Origin of the sequence: Marilutibacter maris, from assembly GCF_006546735.2 — a bacterium.
Taxonomy (GTDB): Bacteria; Pseudomonadota; Gammaproteobacteria; order Xanthomonadales; family Xanthomonadaceae; genus Marilutibacter; species Marilutibacter maris.
On record NZ_VICD02000006.1, the window covers coordinates 94,182 to 114,936 of the forward strand.

General features: G+C 60.3%; 15 protein-coding genes. 5 read left to right on the forward strand and 10 right to left on the reverse strand.

The genetic code is table 11. From position 1 onward, the window contains the following. Positions 1 to 2: 2 nt before the first annotated feature. Positions 3 to 2,231, forward strand: a complete 2,229-nt coding sequence (locus FKV24_RS00820; RefSeq protein ID WP_141480832.1) for a fimbria/pilus outer membrane usher protein — start codon at positions 3 to 5, stop codon at positions 2,229 to 2,231. Between the two features lie 84 nt (positions 2,232 to 2,315). Then, positions 2,316 to 2,795 (forward strand): Csu type fimbrial protein, encoded by a 480-nt coding sequence (locus tag FKV24_RS00825; RefSeq protein WP_141480833.1) that lies wholly within the window; start codon positions 2,316 to 2,318, stop codon positions 2,793 to 2,795. Between the two features lie 94 nt (positions 2,796 to 2,889). Here the strand turns inward: FKV24_RS00825 and FKV24_RS00830 are convergent, their stop codons facing one another. Then, positions 2,890 to 4,761: a DUF262 domain-containing protein gene (locus FKV24_RS00830; protein ID WP_141480834.1), complete on the reverse strand. Its 1,872-nt coding sequence runs from the start codon at positions 4,759 to 4,761 to the stop codon at positions 2,890 to 2,892. 244 nt (positions 4,762 to 5,005) lie between these two features. On the opposite strand from FKV24_RS00830, the gene FKV24_RS00835 reads away from it, so the two are divergent. From FKV24_RS00835 to FKV24_RS00845, 3 genes are all read left to right on the forward strand, one after another. Then, positions 5,006 to 7,042 (forward strand): ATP-binding protein, encoded by a 2,037-nt coding sequence (locus tag FKV24_RS00835; protein ID WP_170288160.1) that lies wholly within the window; start codon positions 5,006 to 5,008, stop codon positions 7,040 to 7,042. A gap of 229 nt (positions 7,043 to 7,271) precedes the next feature. After that, entirely contained in the window at positions 7,272 to 8,072 is an 801-nt protein-coding gene (locus tag FKV24_RS00840) for an ankyrin repeat domain-containing protein (protein ID WP_141480836.1), read from the forward strand. Further along, complete coding sequence (locus FKV24_RS00845; RefSeq protein WP_141480837.1) at positions 8,072 to 8,284, forward strand: hypothetical protein; 213 nt, start codon at positions 8,072 to 8,074, stop codon at positions 8,282 to 8,284. The genes FKV24_RS00840 and FKV24_RS00845 overlap by 1 nt, the downstream gene beginning before the upstream one ends. A 2-nt stretch (positions 8,285 to 8,286) precedes the next feature. Here FKV24_RS00845 and FKV24_RS00850 read toward each other — a convergent pair whose 3' ends face one another. The 9 genes from FKV24_RS00850 to FKV24_RS00890 form a co-directional block, all read right to left on the reverse strand. Further along, the gene (locus tag FKV24_RS00850) at positions 8,287 to 8,706 is read right to left on the reverse strand and encodes an H-NS histone family protein (RefSeq protein ID WP_141480838.1); all 420 of its coding nucleotides are present in this window, start codon (positions 8,704 to 8,706) and stop codon (positions 8,287 to 8,289) included. Between the two features lie 39 nt (positions 8,707 to 8,745). Next, a complete protein-coding gene (locus tag FKV24_RS00855; protein WP_141480839.1) occupies positions 8,746 to 11,607 on the reverse strand; it encodes a UvrD-helicase domain-containing protein in 2,862 nt (953 codons plus the stop codon). Positions 11,608 to 11,674: 67 nt separating this feature from the next. Continuing rightward, positions 11,675 to 12,058 carry a hypothetical protein gene (locus FKV24_RS00860; protein ID WP_141480840.1) on the reverse strand — a complete coding sequence of 128 codons (384 nt, stop codon included), beginning with the start codon at positions 12,056 to 12,058 and terminating at the stop codon, positions 11,675 to 11,677. Beyond that, a complete protein-coding gene (locus tag FKV24_RS00865) occupies positions 12,055 to 12,384 on the reverse strand; it encodes a hypothetical protein (RefSeq protein WP_141480841.1) in 330 nt (109 codons plus the stop codon). Before FKV24_RS00865 ends, FKV24_RS00860 begins: the two co-directional genes overlap by 4 nt. Positions 12,385 to 12,425: 41 nt before the next feature. Beyond that, positions 12,426 to 13,772 (reverse strand): hypothetical protein, encoded by a 1,347-nt coding sequence (locus FKV24_RS00870; protein ID WP_141480842.1) that lies wholly within the window; start codon positions 13,770 to 13,772, stop codon positions 12,426 to 12,428. Positions 13,773 to 14,112: 340 nt separating this feature from the next. After that, the gene (locus FKV24_RS00875) at positions 14,113 to 14,607 is read right to left on the reverse strand and encodes a hypothetical protein (RefSeq protein WP_141480843.1); all 495 of its coding nucleotides are present in this window, start codon (positions 14,605 to 14,607) and stop codon (positions 14,113 to 14,115) included. A gap of 23 nt (positions 14,608 to 14,630) precedes the next feature. Continuing rightward, positions 14,631 to 15,815, reverse strand: coding sequence for a GIY-YIG nuclease family protein (locus FKV24_RS00880; RefSeq protein WP_141480844.1), 1,185 nt, complete (start codon positions 15,813 to 15,815; stop codon positions 14,631 to 14,633). After that, positions 15,808 to 17,901 carry a DEAD/DEAH box helicase gene (locus tag FKV24_RS00885; protein WP_141480845.1) on the reverse strand — a complete coding sequence of 698 codons (2,094 nt, stop codon included), beginning with the start codon at positions 17,899 to 17,901 and terminating at the stop codon, positions 15,808 to 15,810. Before FKV24_RS00885 ends, FKV24_RS00880 begins: the two co-directional genes overlap by 8 nt. Beyond that, positions 17,898 to 20,738, reverse strand: a complete 2,841-nt coding sequence (locus tag FKV24_RS00890; protein WP_141480846.1) for a class I SAM-dependent DNA methyltransferase — start codon at positions 20,736 to 20,738, stop codon at positions 17,898 to 17,900. Before FKV24_RS00890 ends, FKV24_RS00885 begins: the two co-directional genes overlap by 4 nt. Positions 20,739 to 20,755 lie beyond the last annotated feature (17 nt).

Here is a 20,755-nt window from a genome sequence, read left to right on the forward strand (position 1 = left end):
CCATGAAGCGCTCCGCGTGGCTTCTTCTGGCGTTGCTGCTCGCCTTCCCCGCCTGGGCCGAAGAAACCTTGGTGCTGGTGGTCGTTGACGGCAAGCCAGTGAGCGAAGAGCCGCGGATGCTTGATCCGGAAGCGTTGGCGTTCACGCCTACCGAGTGGCACGCATGGGGCGTTGTCGTCCCCAAGGTGTTGCGTTCGCGCCACCAGGTGTTAGCCCAGGAGCTGGGCGTAGCCGTGGAGTACGACGCCTTGGCGGCCGAAGTCCGAATCGTCATCCCCGCCTCCCTGCGCCCCGGCAAGAAGCTGGGCTACGCGCCCCAACTGCCCGAAGCCGTGTCACCCGCCCCCAAGGGGGTGATGGTGGATTACGACGTCGCGGCTGTCGTCCATGGCGACACTCGCAGGCTGTCGCTGGGCCACGTGGCGCGGTCGGGCGTGGCGGGTGGCGTGCTGACCACCACGGGTCAAGCGAACTGGGTGGATGGCCAGGGTGAGTACATCCGTGGCACCACGACGTGGCAGAGGGACAACTTGAAGAGCCGCACGTCGCTGCAGCTGGGAGACGTGGGGGTGGCCAGCAACGGCTTGAACAACCCAACTGTTCTGGGTGGCGTGCGCGTGGGCACCGATCGCCGGCTGACCCGCTACGGCGGAGGCTACGACATCCCATTGATTGGCGGCCTGGCTGATACCCGTTCCACGGCCGAAGTTCTGGTCAACGAACATCAGCGGGCAACGGGACAGGTTCCGCCCGGCCCCTATGAGCTCTCGCCCGGCATCGCCGTTCCGGGCCTCAACCACCTGGAAGTCATCCAGCGCGATGAGTTCGGCCGCGAGCAGTCCTTCTCGCGGTCTTTCTATACCCACCCTGACTTGCTACGTCAGGGCAACAAGGAATGGGACGTGGCCGCAGGCGCCGTGCGCACCAACCCAACGGAAGACCATTACGACGGCTGGGCCGTCCAGGGCTCTGGCCGATTGGGTGTGTTCGATCGCTGGACGGTCGGCGCCACCACCCAGGCCGGCAAGGCCGGGGAGGAAGGTGGGCGCAACCTCACGCTGCAGAACACCGTATCGCTGGGTGAGGCAGGCCTTGTCCAGGCCGATGTGTCGGCCAGCCAGCACGACGATGGCGCACGCGGCACTGCTTACCGCGTGGCCTATGAGCGCCGTAGCCCCAACTGGTCGGTGTCGGCTTCGCACCTGCGTAAGTCGGACGACTACTGGGAAATCTCCCAGCTGCAAGACAGCCCCTTCCGGTTCCAGTCGCAGACCACAGCAGCGTTGGCCATCCACCCGAAGGGCGGACCGTGGCGGGCTACATTCTCGTACTCCGATATTCGCTACAACGACGACCGCCGACTGCAGCAGGTCGCGGCCATGGCGTCGTTGCGAAAACAGCGTGCCACGTGGCTGGTGGGAGGCATCCACGACCTCCGAACGGGCGACAACCAACTGTTCCTGGGCGTCCAACTGCGCACCGATCGCGGCAACGTCATGGCCACAGCCAAGGCCGCTCCGAACGTTGGCCCAAGCCTCGACGCCGTGTACAGCGGCAGGACTGAGCTTGCAGGCCGGGATGTGCGCTATCAGGTAGGCGGCACGCTGGCCAGCTCTTCCCAAGTGTATGCCCGCGTAGACACCAAGGTGGCCGGCGGTGACCTGACGCTGGATGCTCGCCAACATCGAGGACAGCCCCTCCTGCTCCACGGGCGCTACGCCAACTCCGTGTGGGTCGGCGAGGGCGGCGTCCTCAATGGGCGCGGCTACAACCCCATGGGCTCGTTCGCACTGGTGGAAGTACCAGCACAGGCCGGGATCGATGTCCGCGGTAGCACCCGGCCCACTACGACCAACCGCAAGGGCTATGCGCTCGTCTCGGGCTTGAACGGCCTGACCCCCTCTACCGTGGTGATGGACGCCAACCAGCTTCCGATCGATCAACAGATTGAGGACAGCCAGCAAACGGTCGTCCCCCTACGCAAGGGCGGCGCCAAGGTGGTGTTCCCCCTGACCACGCAGACGGCACGCCAGTGGGAAGTGCGGATGGGCGAGACCTACGCGCCGGAAGGCGCGCGGGTGGTGTCCGACCAGGGCGAAGTCTTTCTACTGGGTGCGCGTGGCGTGCTGGTGTTGAAGCAGCCTGGCACGACAGCGACGTTGGAGCACGAAGGCACGAACTGCGAACTGGTACTGCCCAAAGAAGGAGGCATCGTCGTCTGCCAGCCTTGACGAGGCCTACTTCTTTGCTTGACTGAAACCAACCATCGGACTGAACAGTTCCGATGCCTCTCCCCCTCAACAGGACCTCCCCCGATGAAGAAGTTCTACCCGCTTATCCTTGCTCTTCTGGCTGCACTCGTCACGGCTCCGGCCTTCGCCAACTCTGCAACTGGGACTGTGACAGCCAACGTGCCATCCACGTGCGAAATCACGTCTGTGGACAACGTTCACGCCGAGCTGTCCCAGCACAGCTCTCAGATCCAGGCCGGCGGCAACATTCAGGTCATCTGCAACAAGGATGCTGGATACAGCATCACGACTTCAACCGTGGACGCCAACGGCCGCTTCGAGATCGCGGCCATCTCAGGCACCAGTGGCGCAACCATGGAAGTCGAACTGCGCGAAGCCGTGACTGGCAACTCTTGGTCAAACACTGACATTGTTGGCGGCACCGGTACCGGCTATACCCAGTTCATCGGATTCCAGCTGGTCTACAACCCCAGTGGCGGCCCCATCCCGGCCTACGGCTTCTACACCGGCCCGCTGACCTTCGATCTGACTTCGACGTTCTGACGCGAACGTTCAGCCCTCTTCGCTTTGCCAGACTGTGCGAACGGGGAAGTCTCATAGTCTGGTGGACTCCCGGAGCAATCCGGGGGTCCTTTTGTTAACGCGGATAAAGCTGCGTGGCCGCATCCGCCAGACGCTTGGCTCGAACCGAAATCGCGTCCTCGTCCCAGGACTCCCGCGCCATCAAGTCGCCATTGAGGCTCAACACGGTGTTGGCGATCAGCAGCTGCTTCTTGGTAGCGAAGTCCTTGTTCTGGGCCTCGCGATTGACCGACAGGTTGAGCAACGTCAGGTTGCCCAACGTGGGAATGGCTTTGGCGCGGCGGCGGATAGCCTGGTGGTGATCCGACAAGACGCCACCCACCAGCTCCTGTTGTTCGGCCGCTTGGCTCTCGGCAAACGTGGTCTTACTGCCGTCCGGCAAGGGCCAATGCTCGTACCACGATCTGGGCAGGATGTGGTCGATGTCCAGGTTGGACAGATCGGGGATGGAGGGCTCTTCCGTGCGCTTGGTCAGGCGCAACCAGCCCTCCAGCTCCGTGAGCAGCATTCGGCACCGGCCCGCGTCCAGATTGCCGTAGTACGTGGGTGCCGTCTGGAAAGCGTGGACGAACTCGTCATCCTCGGGCCAGCGTGCCGCCGGACTGTTGGGCGATGAGGCCAGCAGATCCTTCAAGGCTGCACGCGTAGGCTCGCCCTTGATCCACTGGCGCAGTACCGACATGAACCAGTTGTTGTAGTTCTTTGGCGTCAGGCCACAGACAGCGCGGCGAACGATGTACGACACGATGTCGTTGAACATCGCGGTCTTCTCGCTGTCGGACACGTCGGCTGTCGATATGCGCAAGGCCAACGGGTGGGTGGTCGTGGTGTCGAACGGCTGGAGCCGTCGCCCGAACCGGGCCACCGGCAAGTCTCCCTTGCCTTGGATCAGTTGCAGGTAGTGCTTGCCATAGGTGTCCAGCATGTCCAACTGCTCGGTGGTGGACAGCCCCTGAGCGAAGTTCTTGAAATCGACGTACAGGCGGGCCAGGTCGCCCTCCTGTCCGGTCTGGGCACGGATGGCCGAGAAGATCAGCCATTCCAACCGCGGCTTGGTAATACGCCCTCGCCGTTCCGCGACCTTCCAGGTGTCTTTCTCGAACTGCTTCCACTTGGCTTCATACAGCGCCGCCGGATCTTCCTTGCTGCTGTCCACCGTCATGAACAGGTGGTTGCGGATCAGATCCGTGGCGTGGAGTTCGGCGCCCCGCCCGTTCAACGTCTCGAAGATGACTTGGGCATCGTCGCCCTTCTCCAACTGGATCAGGACCACCTTCAGGTCAGTCAGCACCGCCATGACCAAGGCTTCAACTGCGTGCGCGCCACCGTTGGCCTCGATCCAGGCCTTGGCCCATTCGGCGAAGTTCCAGATGGCGTTGAGCGCGGGCGGGTGGACGATCCCGATACGCCGGAAGGTGCCGGCCTGGGTGAAGTGGGCGGGATACCGCGCCTGCAGGGTGGCCAGCTTTTCGGCCGTCATGGCCGACACGAAGGCCGTCTGGTCGGAGAAGGTCGGCCAGACCTTGAACACCTCCACCTCGGCGTTGGCCATGGTGGTGGGATTGGGGTTGTCCAGGACCGCGGCCAGGTACGAGTCATAGTCGGTGATCTTCAACTCGCGGGTGGCCAGTCGGATACCGGCCAGCACGTACTGCAGCGTGGTCAAGCGTTGCTGACCATCGATGATGTGGAGCGTGTCCACGCCCCGGAGGCCCACTTTCTCCTGGGGCTCGACCACGATGGCCCCCAGGAAGTGTGGTGCTGGCTGGATATTGGCCAAACGCTCTTCGGCCTTGTCCTTGATATCAGCCCAGAGCAACGGCCACTGCTTCTCCAAGGTCCAGACATAGGCCCGCTGGTAGAACGGCACCTTGTACTGCTTCCGATCCTGAAACACCTGCTGGATCGTCCAAGTCTCCGACTTCATTCCCCACTCCGATTGCCCCCTGACAACTGGATTATGCCCCGAGGTCGCCGTCAACGATGAGACCAACCCGGGGTCGCAGGCCTTGAGATAGGCCCGGCGCAGAGTCCGCAGGACGGGCATGGCCCGAGTGTCCCCTTCCCGGTATCCTCAGCCTGTTCACCGCTCCATGGCCACCTCCCCCATACCCGTAACCGGCTTGTCCGGGCCAGGACGGCGAACTACCACTTGGGGAGCGCTCTACGGTATGGCCGACAATCAATCCACGGACATCAAGATCGAGGCCAAGCCCGACTTCTTGAAGTCGCTGGCATCCAACGTCAGCCCGATCACGGCAGTCTCGGAGCTGATCTGGAACGGTTTTGACGCAGGCGCACAGCACGTCAAGGTCATTCTGGAACCGAACGAACTCAATGGACTCCACGCCATTCGGGTGTCAGATGATGGCGACGGCATAGACCGAGGCAAGGTCGATGCGTTGTTCGGCGGCTTGGGCGACTCGTGGAAGGCGAAATCCCACCGCTACAAGGGTCGGACGCTCCACGGTAAAAACGGCAAGGGTCGTTTCCGTGCCTTTGCCCTGGGTGAGAGTGTCGAGTGGCGGACCACTTACCTTGATGGAAAGGCATTCAAGGCCTACACGATTACTGGCCGCGCAAGCCAACTGACAGGATTCAGCGCCTCGCAACCAACGGATGCTGAGACCACGATCCTCGGTACCGAGGTCGTCATCGAGAACCTTGACTCCAATTTTCCGTCGCTGACGAGCGACAGGGCAGCGCTGGAAATCACCAAGCAGTTCGCTGCCTACCTGACGGAAAGCCCGGGTCTGACGCTGTACTACAACGGGGAGAAGATCGATCCGGCTTCCGTCCAGAACTACAAGGAAGATTTCCACCTAGGCGAAGTCGAACTCCAAAGCGGGAAGCGCGTTCCAGTGTCTGTCACGATCGTCGAATGGTCGGTCCAGACAGACCGCGTGTTCGAGCTTTGCGACAAGGCGGGCGTTTCCCTCCATGAGGTCACGATCGGACCCCAGATCAAGGCGCCGGGGTACAACTTCACGGTGTACGTGAAGTCGGACCATTTCCGCGACTTGGACAAGGAGGGAGCCCTCGTCCTGTCCGACCTCAACCAAGATGTGGCTGACATCCTTGGCGCCGTCAAGATCAAGGTGCGCGAGCATTTCCGGCGTCGCATCCTCCAGCACCGTAGCGAAACGATCCAGCGCTGGAAAGACGAGAAGATTTATCCCTACGAGGACAAGGCCGAGGTCAACGCCTCCGAACAGATCGAGCGCCAGGTCTTCGATATACTCGCAGTGAATGTCGAGGACTATCTACCCTCTTTCGATGAGGCTCCCTCCAAGTCCAAGAAGTTCACGTTCCGGCTACTGTCCCAGGCCATTCGCGAGAACCCGGATTCGGTTCGCACGATCATGGACGAAGTGCTCAACCTGAGGAAGGATGAGCAGGACGACTTGGCGACCCTTCTTCAAAAGACGACCTTGTCCAAGATCATCACGTCGGCCAGGATCGTGGCAGATCGCTTGAACTTCGTTGAAGCTCTGAGCGATTTGCTGTTCAACAAGGAGAGTAAGAAGAAGCTCTTGGAGCGGGACCAACTACACAAGGCCCTGGAAGTTGAATCTTGGATCTTCAAGGAGGACTTCAATCTGGCGGGATCCGAGAGAACGCTGGAGGACGCTCTTGCCATCCATATCGGCAAGCTCGGCAAGCGCGAGGACGACGCCGACGAATCGAACGACCCGGTCCTGCGCGAAGACGACAAGGGCGGGCGGATCGACTTGATGCTGGCACGTTCCATCCAACCAACCCAAGGCAGCCACGAATACCTGGTAGTTGAGTTGAAGCGCCCCAAGCAAAAAATCAACTCAGAAGTGCTTTCTCAGATTGAGAGCTACGCGTTTGCCGTAGCCAAGGACTCACGTTTCGACCAGAAGCGGACCAAATGGACGTTTATGGTGGTCTCCAATGAGATGGACGAGTACGCCAAGCTCAAGTGCCGACAAAAGGATAGGCCTGAGGGTGTCGTCTTCCAAAGCGACGATTCAAGCATCACGGTTTGGGCTAAGACGTGGTCTGAAATCCTGAACGACGCGCGGGCGCGCCTAAACTTTTTCAGTCGGCAACTCGACTATCAGGCTGACTCCGATAGTGAGCTTGCTTACCTAAAACGCGCGCACTCGAAGTACATTCCTGACGACCTGGCTGAACTCGCGACGGGTGCAAGCGCCGGAGCGGGTGCGGGCGGTACCACCTGACGATTGCTGCTGCCTGTTGCCCGACGACCTTTCCGGAAGCAGGAGCGACCCAAGAATGTACCCACGGGGTGGAACCGCGACCGACAAGTCGCATGGACGGGTCGATGGCCCGAACTAACGCTTTTAATCGATAGGTTCATGAGATTGCGTGTGGCGTCGCAGGCTCAGGGGTTGCCGAAATTGGCTTTCGATCCATGCTGGGAACACCTTCCCCAGTCCTACCGCGGCCATGTCTCAGAACAAAACGGAAGAACAAACCTTTGACGTTGAACAGAAACTGTTCGCCAGCTCGAGTTTGAGCTCTTGTCTGTTAGTCCACATTGTATTGGGTCTGCTTGGCATCACAGGTTTGACCGCTTTGCTTATTTCACTGCTTGTCGGTGCGGCCACAGGCTCCATAGTAGCTCTGTATGTTTGCACTCTGTGTCGCCCCCCGATGGGTGCGTTTGAACTTCGGACCTGGTTCTGGGACCACATTCCAACAATCAACCACTGGCTGGTCCGCCATGACCGCTACAAGTTTGATCGTGACCCATGCTACCCGGCCAACATTATTCTCAGTCCGAACGCTGCTGTGACCGCTCACTTGGTGAAGTCCGGCGTGGACCCAAATTATCGCGGACTGAATGAGGACACCGAATGCATCACCGCATTGCATGTAGCACGTACCGTTGAACAAGCACGTGTACTACTGGACGCAGGCGCAGACTTGAACGCAAGAGACAAGTATGGCCGAACCCCTCTCTTTCGTATCTTCACTTTAATCCGTCTGGACGATCTGAACGCGCTGGGCGGTCCTTCGCAAGAGAATGAAAGAAGGGTTGCCAAGGCGAACCACGAACAAGACAGCGCCATTGCCCAGCTGTTGCTGGACCACGGTGCTGACCCGTTCGCCAAGGACCACGAAGGCCGCATGTCGATGATCGATGTTGTGTGCGAAGCGCGCCGGAACGCGCTTTCCTCAATCGCTCAACAGGCAAGGCCTCAGGGATGCGCGAGCGATCTACCTGAACCACGGAGGGCGATGTGATGGGGCTTCTTCTGGCTGCCGCCTTGGGCACCGGAAAGTTCACGATTTCCATCACGATTGAGGACCGCTGCGCCATCCAGGAGCGTTCGGTTCGGTGCAATGCGTCCGCCCCCTATCGCGTTGAACAGGATCTTGCCCCTATTCTGGTCAATGATGGTTCCGCCCCCGCCCGAGTTGCGGAAGACACCGCGCGCGTGATGGTCGTGTACTAACGCTAGCCGGCGTTTGCCTTGTAGAGCGTGCGTTGCCCACCTGGCTTTACTTGCTTGGCCGTTGGCTTTGCCAGGCCTGGGATCAAACAATCTGCCGGGCTGTGCCCACGCTTGACCTTTTCGGCCAGCCATCGCGGCTGGCTGCCACGGCCTGACCAAGTGTTCCGTGGGTTGCCCGGGTCGCGATACTTGGGCGCAACCTTGCCTGGCTTGCGCTTCCTTCGCTTTGCGATGGCCTTCTCTGCTGTGGGAGTATCCAGCACCTGTTCGATCGTATAGCCATTCTTGGCCGCCAACAGAGCGAGCTCACGGCGGACCTGTGCGACTGGGCGGCGCTTGGCCAGTTCCTTCAGTCTACGTTCCGCAGCCTTGATGAGCTGTGTGAGTTCTGCGAGGGAATAGTGTTCGAGCGCGACTTTCAACGAATATGTTCCTTGTGGACGGATGGCCAATCTGGAAGGTCAGCGGGTTTCCTTCGCTGCTTGGCCTAACGTAGCTGACAGGTTCCTACTCGCTTTGCAGCCTTCCTGAAAGCGAGAACAGCCCAAGAATGGACCATGTCGACCGTTCCTCGACTGAATGACACCCCGCTTACATGCAGGACATTGATCACCCGCCTTGGTGCTGGTCGGTAGCTTTTGGGCCCGCGGCCTGGGCTGGGCTGTTGTGGCCGTAACTTGGTCCACCTTGCGCTTGAAGGTACACGCGGGAAAGCGGCTGCACCCGTGGAAGTCGCCGTAAGGGCCTGACCGCAGCTGCAAGACCCCACGGCCGCACTCAGGGCAAGGTTCCAGGGCCTCGCCATCGATAGGCTCGATCTTGATGTGTTCCTTCTTGGCCAGCTCCACCAGAAACCGCGAGGGCTGGCCCAGCGTTGTGTAGAGCCGAACCTGCTTGCGGGCGCGGGTCATGGCCACATAGAACAGGCGGCGCTCCTCGGCAAACGGGAAAGGATCTGGCGCTGGCATGGCCAGCTGCAGGGCAGGGTCGTCCTGGATTTGGCTGGGGAAGCCGCGGGTGCCTTCGACAACATTGAGGACGAACACGTACTCGGCCTCCAAGCCCTTGGAGCCGTGGGCGGTGCGGAACTCGATCTTCAACGTGTCGCCGAACCTGCGTTGCCAGGACTCCAACGCGGTGGGCTTGTCATCGCGGTAGCGCCCCAGGAGCATGACGGTGATGTGCGGCCCCTTAGCCGGCGTCAGCTTTCCGTTGGCCGCCAGCTCGTGCATATGGGCCAGTTGCTTCTCGACGTAGCCGGCAATGCTGTCCTGGTCCGCGAAGCCATAAGCCAGCATGGGCGTCTTGGTCAGCGGATTGGTTGTCTTGACCTTCTTTTTGATCTGCGCCGGGTTGGCTTGGACGAACTGGCTGGACACATCGCATAGGTCCTGCGGGCACCGGAACGTGGTGCTGAGCGACAGCCGCGTGGCGTGGTCGAAGGTCTTCTCGAACTCCGTCATCACCGTGATGTCCGAGCCTGCATAGCGGTTGATGCCCTGCCAGTCGTCACCCACCACGCACAAGTGAGCGGGCGGGTCGGATTGTGCCGCCAGGGCCTTCAACAGCCGGATACGGGCCCGGGAACTATCCTGGAACTCGTCGGCCAGAATGAGGGTATATGGGCTCTTGTAGGCTCCGGACTCCACGTGCCCAGCGGCCAGGATCAGCATGTCCTCGAAGTCGATGAAGTTGCCCCGCTGCAGCCTCCGCTCCCACTCCCCAGCAATCCGCTCATAGATGGACAGGTACATGCGCAGGCGTGCGCCGAACCCGTCTTTGGACTGGACGGTGAGCGCGGTCAGCAGGTCCTGGTGGGTCAGGCCATTGTTCTTGACGTGCTGCTGAAACACCCGGAATGACCGGGCCAGGTCTTGTTCGTGGACGGGTGGCAGACCTGTGACTTCCTTGCTCGGGTCGAAGGTGGGCTGCACGCCCCGCTCAATCAGCACTTGCTCCAAGGCCGGGATGGCCTCGCCGGTCAGCAGACCATGCGATGTGGTCTCGAACAGTGCCGTTCCCTTTTCGACGTGTAGGGCGCGCTTCCATCTCACGCCTGAGAGGTAGTCTTGGAAGTGTTTGGGTGCCTGGCCCTTTTCGTTCAGCGCGAAATGCTCGTGGTAGAGCTTGGCGTCGGGATAGTAGAAGTCGGGGAAGTATTGCCGGTGCTGGTGGTCGGCCGTCTCGTGCTCGTAGGGGCGCTCGTAGTCGTAGTTCACGCCGTTGTAGAACAGCCAGTCGGCGATCGTGCGTTCTTCCTTGCTCTTGACCACCTCCCCTCGGGCCGTGCGAAAGCCCCGCACGCCGTTGGCGTAGGCTTCGGGCTCGTCGGGCTGGTCCCACCTGCCAACGTCGCGGGCATACACCGTCCGGAACAGGTCCCAATCGCGCTTGAATGTCTTGTCCTGCTCGGACAGCATTCGGATGATCTCGCCGACCTCCCGCACGTCGGCTCCGGGATTGCTGGGGTCCACCCACGGGGCAAGTGACGGCTTCTTGCCAGTGGCCTTGCCGATCACATCAATGCCGAAGGCGTGGAAGGTACCGGACCTGACCTTCTCGACCCCGGGCACGCCTTTTAACTGCTCGGCAATCCGCTGTCCCACTTCGTCGGCGGTGGCACGGTTGAACGCCAACAAGAGGATCTGCTCGGGCGTGGCCAGGCCTTCGTGCAGCACATAGCCGGTCTTGGCCACCATCGTGGACGTTTTGCCAGAGCCTGCGGCGGCCACGACCATGACCGCGTCGTCCATGCACACGCAGGCATGGATCTGCTCGTCGGTAAGTGGGTTCTTCTCTACCGTGTCGAAGAACTCCTTGCGCACGATCTTCTGAAGCGCCAGGTGTCGGGCGTTCCGCTTGTCGAACTTTTTCTGCAACGTCTCTTCGGGCGAGGTGTCGCCCACGGCCTGCTTCCAGGTCTTGCAAGCGTGCTTAGGTGCTGGGTACTTTGCTAGCAGTCTTCGTACACTTCCGTTCGGGATCCATCGCCCAGCGGGCAGAGCCCCAGACAGCTGGCTATTCCACTGTCTGTGTGCCTCCTTGAACTCGTCGTCCTCACGCTTTTGCTTGGCCAGCCGCTCGGCCTCGACCGCAGGATCAAGCTTTGGCGGTGGAGGAGCTACAGCAGCACCGGAAGTCTTGCTGCCGAATATCGACCAAGCAAGCCAGATCGTGCCGAACTGTATAACGGACAGCCATAGAGCGAACACCTGCAGAAGGGTCCAGACCACCCAGAACCCGACGATCCAGCCTCGCTTGCGACCGCCCAGAGCAATCGACACGAAAATGATGACCTGCCAAGCCAGTATCCCCTCGATCATTCGCTACCCCAATCCGTCGCTCCCCTTGTCCCTGGGGCCATCTTGCCATGGGACCCGCGGGTAGGACCTAGCGCCGCCGCCCTAGCCCGGGGCTACCACCCTGGACAACAGGGCTGCCGCCGCGACGCCTGCGCTCGCCTTCATCCGGTCCCAAGGCGCGCTCCATGCGCTCCTTGGCATTGCGCGGCGGGGGACGTGGCGGAACGACCGGAGGCAGCTTGGCAATTTCCTTGCGTGTCATGGGCCCATTCCGCTTCTGGCTACCGTGGACCTTATTCTTGCGGGTCGCCTTCTTCTGGCGGTCCTTGTGGATCTGGGCCTGGTGTCGGATCCGTGGGATCACACCCTTGACCAGCTTCTCGGCCTTGGGGCGGCCATACCCGAACACGCGCATGGCGTCGTTGACCATGCGCTCGAACAACGCCTTCTCGTCGTCCTGCAAACCCGTCATTCCTGGATCGTCCCCTTGCCGCGATACTGCTTGGCCAGGTCGCTGGCGCACAGCGGCGTGCCCTTCGGGTGCGCATTGGCCACAGCGAACGCGGCCACCTTGGTGGCCTGCTCCAACGCCTGCTTGGTAATGCCGTCCTCGGACCAGTCCTCGGGTAATGCGGCTATCGCCGCCAGCGCCTCCTTGCCGGACAGGTACTGCATGCAGGTCAGCAATGACCATTGGGCACCGGTAGCTTCGCGAAGGAGACGTCCAGCGTCCTCTTCGGTCATGCGGTCGGCCAGCACGGCCGACAGGGCGACAGTTGCCAGCTTGACCTTGATCAAGGCTGGGAGCTTCTTCTTCGGCGGATTGCGGTTGTGGTCCCTCACGGGTGGAGGTTCTCCGGCAAGCCCGAACTCAACAGTTCGCTACCCTCCAAATAATGTCGCAGAACCGATTCGGGCTGCTGACCATGAAATAGGGCCCGGAAGATCACACCCGACAGCAACATCATTTCCTCCCCAGCGAGTGAGAACATTAGCCCCTTGCCCCGATGAACGATCGGCTCAACGCCGTCGATCTTCGCTCGCCCAAGCTCTTTTCGTGTTGCGTAGCGCACATCCATCCCCGCCATTTCACACACTTCGATCAGCCGCGGAATGGAAACGGCGATGCAGACGTTCATGCGCCCAAAGACCAGATCCATCATGATTTCGTTGGCTAGGCCCATGGAGAACACCGGCGGCGCCAAGGGGACGTGCATGCAATCTGCCAGTCGAATGATGTGGTAGTCCTGCTCCACATCCCCCTCAAGATTCAATGCCATGAGGAACATCATATGTCCGCTGGTGGCCAACTCGCCTGCGTAGGCACCCATGAAGATGGGGCCTTGCACATCATAGGCCCAGCTCTGCTTTTCCTTGGCCGTCTCAGTGAGTTTGGCTAGAGCCTCGTCCCAGTTCTTGATAGGAAAGAAGGGCTCCGGGATCCGCACTACCTCTCCAGTGTCTGGATCCTTCGCTTGGCCGGTAGACATGAGATCCCGCAAGTGAGTCATGCGCGCCTTCTGGCGCAGCACACGCCCCATCTGCTTGACAGTCTTCGGGCTCTCCGTCTTCTCGACGATCTCGCGGAAGGTTTCGCATCCAGAGGCCTCGTAGAACATCGCAAGGTCCATGACGTGCTTGTTGTGTTGCCCTTCCTTGACCTCGATGTACGACGTGCGCCGGTCCGCCGACACGCTCATGATGTCGCCCACCTGGACAAAGGAAGTCAGATCGGTGATGAGCGGCATGCAGCCAAGGTCCTGCTCTCGAAGCTCCCGGGCCACACGAAGGACACACTCGAAATTCGACTGGGTCAGATCCGGCTGCCTCTGGGACTTGTAGATCCGGCGGGCATAGCACAACTGGCCACCCAGCATTCCCCACGCGATGGTGTCAGCGATCGCCCGAAACAACAGCTGCTCGGAGACATCCAGCGGCACCCCAGTGGAAATACGGGAGGCCATCTTCTCTTGGGCGGAAAACATCCCTTCGTGGGCTAGCTCGTAAAACTTGCGCCGAAAGTCCGCGTCAGTCTTGAGCCGGTCGGAGTCCAGTTCGCCCCACAGTTCCCGGCTACCAGCACACGCGAGTTCCACCAACTCCCTGGCCAATGGCTCCAAGTCAGGCCGCAGCGTCCTGAGCCTGAGCCGTTTCTCGATGCTCTCTGGAATCTTGGGTTCGCTCATGTCATTCCCTGACTGGTAGGTCGCGCCAGAATTCAGGCCCTGGCTTTTTGCCCCCGATGGGCCGAAGAAAAGCCAAGTCAGACGATATCTATATTCCGCTGCCCTCGCCTAACAATCAGACATGTGGCTGGATCTGCAGCGACTTGCTCTACTATCTGAGCTTCTGACAGAAGCCCTGTATCCAAGACCCTGTGATCGCACATATCGCAGCGTCTGTGGCCATCAGACTCTACCTGCAGCTGATTCAGCCGCACGTTGAGATGGCACGACAAAGCCTTGATTACCTTGCCAGCGTGCGTCATTAGCGTCTTCGTTTCTGGATTGAACTTCATGGCCTGGCTTATCCAATCCACTCATCTGCATCTTTGGCAGGGTCAAAAAGGATCTCGAAATCCTCTCCGTTCCAGATAGCTGGCGCGCACGCCAAACGAGGGTGATATCCCTGATTGCCCCACACAGCGACGATATCCTCAATCAAGTCCTCTAGCCACACGGCTTCGCCCGGCACAAGGTCATCCGGGATCAGGTAGGCCGCAAATGGATTGGGGAAGTTATACGGGTAGTAGTCACGGAACTCCATGACCATGTTCTGGCCATAACCGCGTATGTCACCAAGAAGTTCGATCTTGCCGGTCAATGGGTCTTGGTCCACTCCCACCATGAAGTGCACATCAGGGCTCGGCTGCACCGCTTTGATGAGCGGGAAGAACCCTTCATCGACTGCGGCGTTGATTGCGCGCTTCGTTCTTGCCGTCCGGATCACTGGACAGTTCTCATAACCAGACCGGGCTGCTGGCCCTTCGGTCAACTCGACGCCCCACCTTCGAGCTTTCATTCCCCCCCCTTTATTCGTCGCGCCTACTTCTGCGCTTTCAGTTGTGCCGATTTCGGATCGTAGATGTAGTCCGTGATAGAGCCATCCCGAATACGGCTTACAGCCTCGTCAATTGCCTGCAACGGTACCAGGAACCACTCGCGCGGCTTCACCGGCCTGCCGAACCGATCTTCAATAGTCAGTTCCAGCTGCGCGGGCGCAAAAATCTTGTGGAAGAGGTTTTCCAGCTTCGTGCGATTGATATGGGCCAGCTTGTAGGTAGCCACGATGTCCACGCCCGCCAGTAGATAGGTAGCATCGTCCTTGGCCGCGGCAATGCGTGTTTCCACCTTCCCGCCCGTCACACCGATCTTGTGGATCAGCTCGCGGTGCTGGGCCACGAACGGATGATCCGACCTGCTTTGCAGCACGTAGATGGTCCCGCTTTCGATATCGTCTGGCTCCAATGTGTCGCCGAACAGCGGCCCGTTGTCCGCGTCAGTAATGCGCCGTCCCGTTTCGTCCTTGTATAGCGCCCGCTGTAATGAGCGCTGCAGCAGGTTGCTCTCCGTGCCGTTGGAGTAGATGACGCGCATGCGGGCATCGGCTTCCCCGTTCGGGGCACGGATGGGCTCGCCGACCTCGGCGACATAGGCCATCTGCCCGCCCAGGATGAAGAAGTTGCCTTGCAGCACGCTGGCGTCACGCCCGAACCGCAACGTCCTTCGCCTTCCATCCTTGAGGTCGTTTTCCACGCTCTCGAAAAGCGGCTGGAACTTCTCGAAGTCCTCGCAGCGCGTGCGGTTGGCGATCTCTTCTGCCGCCTTGCGTTCGGCAAAGGACGCCACATGGCGCAACTGGGTGATGTCGCCCTCCCCAGCCGGCGCATCGATCCCCAGCTCAGCCAGCAAGGCATCCTCGTCCAGCTCGTCCGGGTTGACGGTTGCGGCCACCTGTCCGTCCAGCAGCCCGGCCGTGTCCATGGGAGCCAGCAAATCGCGCGCCTCGGGGATACCGCGCAGACGATCCAGGCGCACGGCATAAATCCGCTCAAAAATATCGCGGTCCTCGCCGTGCTGGGGCGCGCGACCATGGGCTTCCACGAACCGCAGGATGTCCTCAAAGCCAGCGATCAGCCGCTCCTGCTGCGCCGTATGCGTGCTGGCCTTGGTGGGCGCTGCTTCGACGCCCAAGGCTTCCAGCAGGTCATCGTCGTCCATGTCAGCCATTGGCCTGGGCCCCCTTGGCCTTCTCTTCAGCACGATACTTGGCAAAGGCCGCTACGCCTTCGGCCATTCGCTTCTCCCAGGCGTCTGGCGAATTGATGTCGGGCAACCGCCCCTTCTCGATCTTGAACTCCAACGCCCGCTTGGCCAGTTCACGCGCCTCTTCTTTCGGAATGTTCACGCGCTTGGCCGAGATGCTGGCTTGGACTTGGCGCAGCACCTTCTCGTCCATGGCCTTGGCCAGCACCGAGTAGGCCGCCTCGAACGGATTGATCCGGTCGATCAGGTCAATGTCCAGGTCGCGGACATTGATGAACTTGCGCACCCCGTCGATCAGGGCAGTGTTGCCCTGCTGCTCGCTTGCAGTGCCTTCCTCTTCGGCCTTGGCCAACGCCTGCTTGGCCTGCTGGGTGAGGTTGAGCGCAGCAATGGCATGTTGGCGAATGGCTTCCTGATCTGCCTCGCTCAACTCCGGGTAGCGATCGCGCACGATCTTGCCCATCTGCACCTGCGTCAGCTCTTCGGGCAGGGTGTTGTCGTTGAACAACCCGTTCTCAATCGCCGTCTTGTCCTGGACGAATGCGGTGATGACCTCGTTCAAGTCCTCCTTGCAGATCCGCTTGGCTTCCTGGGTCTCGGGCATGGTCAGCCCGCCAATCTCCACGTGGACCTGGCCCGTTGCGGCGTTCACGCCGACATTGGAACCACCCTCGACATAACCGCCTTCATACTCGAAGCCTTCGAGCTTGCCCTGGTTCTTGGGCGTGAACTCGAACCGGGGCGCCAGTACCTGCTCCATCAGCAGGCTTGCGGCAATGGCTTTCAGCGTGTCGTTGACGGCTGCCACGACTTCGGCTTCGCCTGCGGCCGGCTCGGCAATCAGGTTGGTGAAGCGCGAGCGCTCCTTGCCGGGGGCATCACGGGTGGCCCGACCAATGATCTGGACGATTTCGGTCAGGCTGCTGCGGTAGCCGATCGTCAGGGCGTGTTCGCACCAGATCCAGTCGAAACCTTCCTTGGCCATGCCCAACGCGATGATGATGTCTACGTGGTCGCGGTTGTTCTTCTGCGCTGGGTCTTTCAGCGAGTTCAGCACCTTGGCGCGCTTGGTCGCGTCGCTGTCGTCCACCAGGTCGGCCACTTTCAACACCGACCCGTCGGAACGCTCGACCAGATGGAACCCCGTCGCCGGATCGACACCCTTCCAGGTGCCCAGCGCCTCCATGACTTCCTCGACTTCCTTGTACTTGTCCTGCAGGCTCTCGCGCGAGTTGACGTTGGGGATGTGGACGATGGTTTTCAGCGCTGGATCGAGCACCTTGGTGATCGCATCCAGGTAGCGGCCCGTATAGAAGAAGTAGCCGATTTCCAGCGACTTCAAGTACGTGTAGCCGTTCAACTGCTCGTAGTAGGTGTACGTCACCGTCTCGAAGCGATTTTCGTCCTGCGGCGCCAACACGGCCACCGTATCGCCCCGGAAGTAAGAACCGGTCATGGCCACCAGGTGTACGGAACCTGCCGCAATCAGTTGCGTGAGCTGGCTACCCAGCACGTTGTCTGGGTTGCTGCTGACATGATGGAACTCGTCCACTGCCACCAGTCGGTCGTTGAACGCAGCAATGCCGTATTCCTCCACGGCAAAGCGGAAGGTGGCATGTGTACAGACCAGCACCTTGTCCTCGCTTTCCAGGAAGCGGCCCACGGCTCGCACCTTGCTCTTGTCGGCATTTACTTCGTCGTCGCCGGGGGCATTGCACAGGTTCCACTGCGGCTCGACCTTCCAGTCCGCCCAGAAGCCGAACTTGGTCAACTCTTCGTCGGCGAAGCTGCCACCGATGGACTTCTCGGGCACCACGATGATGGCTTGCTTGAGTCCCTGATTGTGGAGCTTGTCCAGCGCAATGAACATAAGGGCGCGCGACTTGCCCGACGCGGGCGGCGACTTGATCAGCAGGTACTGCTCGCCCCGCTTGGCGTAGGCGCGCTCCTGCATGGGACGCATGCCCAGCGCGTTGACCTTGCTCGACGCGCCAGTACGGGCTGTGGCAATCGAGACTGACGGGACTGCCTTGGTGCCTTCCGATGTCATTTACGCTTCCCCTTCTTCGGCTTGGCCTGGCCTGCCGTCATCTTGGTGTACAGGTCGAACAGCTTTTCCAGCCGTTCGGTGTCGTTCTTGAACTTCCGTCCGATGTAGATGCGCTCCAACACTTCATCGTTCTTCTCGTGTGCCCGGCGAAGGTCTTCCGGCATGAAAGCGGGGTTCGCCTTCTTGTGCCGCACGGGGTCATACAGATCCGCAATATTCATCGGGAAATGCGCTTCTCTTGCCACCAGGATGGCTTGAGCGCACTCCGACAGATCAGCCATGTTTTGTTCGGTGAGTTCTGGCAACGGGAACGTATTCCAACCCAAAGTATTGGAGTATGAAAAATCGGTGCGCATCCGCACGCAAACCGTTCCGATCCACACCCAATGCATCCGTGAAGCAATCAGAGCGACGTTCCAAATCGGGGCGTCATACATTGCGAACGCTTTCTCCTGAACGACGCAATGAGACTCCAGCAATCCAACCGGGAGATAAGGCCTGTTTTCGGAACTCACCCGAGGAACAATGATGGTCTGATTCTTCGACATCACTTGCTCTCGGAAGCGCCATGGTGTTTGCGCCAACCGCTTCGCGCTTAGATCTTCCTTCTTTTTCTTGGACCCAGCCCTGTTGCTCTTGCTTTCCCCATTGCCCGCCGCTGTGCGCGCTACCTTTACTGCTTCAATACGCTTAGCGATAGCCCCAAAACCAGCTGCATCCTCTGCCTCATCATCGGAGATCCAGAGGCAAGCCCGCGGCGATTGATCAATAAACTCAGTTGAGCCGTAAAACGGCCGAATGTAGCGACGAGCCGCTGGCTCTTGAAGCACTATCTCGCGCGCCTCGTCAGTCGTCAGCACCAGCGCCGCACCATAATATGGATGGTTCCCAAACTGCATCGGATCCAAACCCTGCATAGGACTGGAGGCTTGCTGAACCTCTACGTTCGGCCCCGGTACAAGATAGGCATTTATGTTCGCAACGACCTTCTTCTCAACCGCATCATCTGTGATTGCATAGAGCCGGCGCGAGACGCCCTCCGTGCTCGAAATGCCAACAATAACCACGGTAACCCCAGCATTGTGGCTGGCGAGGTTTGCCCACTTGAACGATGTATGCGCAAAAACGATCTGGCTACCAACGCCAAATATCTCTGGCCACAGGATGGGAACATGCTGGCCCTGACAAATCGAGTTCGTTGAAACAAATGCTGCGGTCGTCTTGGTCTTTGTTCCATAATCGGCAGCTTTCACAAACCAGCCAGCCACATAATCCAAAGACTTCCAGTTTTTGATGCGCCTTTCTAATAGCGAACCGAGGTCGGATTTCTGTTCGTCGGTCTGCTTTTTGCTCCCTAGATATGGGGGATTCCCACAGATATAGGTCTCCCCGCCCTCGTTCTCGAAGTCGATTTCCGATTGGTCCAGCGGCGTATTGAATAGGTCGTCGCCAACCAGCTTCACACCCGTACCGGTCGGCGGACAGATGGCCAGCCAATCCAAGCGCAAGGCATTCCCGCACGTGATCCAGTTCTGACTATCCAGCGGCAGCACGTCTTTCAGCGCTTCCTTCTGGCCGCGGTACAGCACATCGCACTGGAACTCGGCGATGATCAGGGCCAGACGCGCAATCTCGGCTGGGAAGTCGCGCAGCTCGATCCCGCGGAAGTTGTTGATCGGGATTTCCGAAGCCAAGTTGGCTTCACCACGGCGTCGGTTGATCTCGGCTTCGATCTCGCGCATCTGCTTGTACGCGATGACCAGGAAGTTGCCGCTGCCGCACGCTGGGTCGAATACGCGGATACGGGCCATGCGCTTGCGCAGGTTCAGCAGCTTGATCTTATTCTCGCCCGCCGCTTCCAGCTGAGCCCGCAGGTCGTCCAGGAACAGGGGGTTGAGCACCTTCAAGATGTTGGGCACGCTGGTGTAGTGCATGCCTAACGCGCCACGCTCTTCGTCGTCGGCTACGGCCTGGATCATCGACCCGAAGATGTCGGGATTGATCTCCCTCCAGTCCAGCTGCCCGGCTTGGTACAGGTAAGACCGGGCGGTACGGGTGAACTTGGGCACGTCGGTGCTACCGGAGAACAGCCCACCATTGACGTAGGGGAACTCGATGGCCCAACGCGGGATACCCGCGGCCGCCCGGTCTTCCGTCTTGGTGTTCATGGCGCGGAAGATCGTGCTCAACACCTCGTGGACGTTGGCCCCGTCGCGCTCGCTCATCTGATCCACGGTGGCCGTGAACATCGTGGCGCCGGGGAAGATGTCCGTGTCCTCTGCAAAGAAACAGAAGATCAGGCGTGCCATGAAGTGGTTCATGTCCGGCCGACGCGCGGCCGTTGCCCAATCCGGGTTCTCGCGCAGCAGCTCGACGTACAACTTGTTCAGGCGACCGGTGGCCCGAACGTCGATGGGGTTGTCCTTGATCTCCCGGATCGTGGAGATACCCGCCAGCGGCAGAAAGAAGCCGAAGTGGTCGGGGAACCGGGGGAACTCGCAGGCGATCGCATCGCCCGTAGCCAGTTCCTCGGCTTCCAGCGTGGTGCCGTCGGTGGCCAGCACAAACTTCGCCTTGGCCTGGGTGGTCTTGGGGCTGGCCTTCAAGGCCGTCAGGGTCTGCCCCACCTGACCGGGCTCGGCCACGGCGATGTGGATATGGTTGCGCTGCAGCACACCACCCGGGACATCGGAAGCGTTGCTTTCGCCCTTGCGCAGGCGGGCGATGGTGGTTGTCTTGTTGCCGAACGCGGCCAGAAACTGGAACGGGAACTCCGCGCCGTCGAACGCTTGCGCGGCAAGGTCTGATAGTGCCTGTTCGATCTCAACAGCATTCATGCAAGTGTGATTTCCAG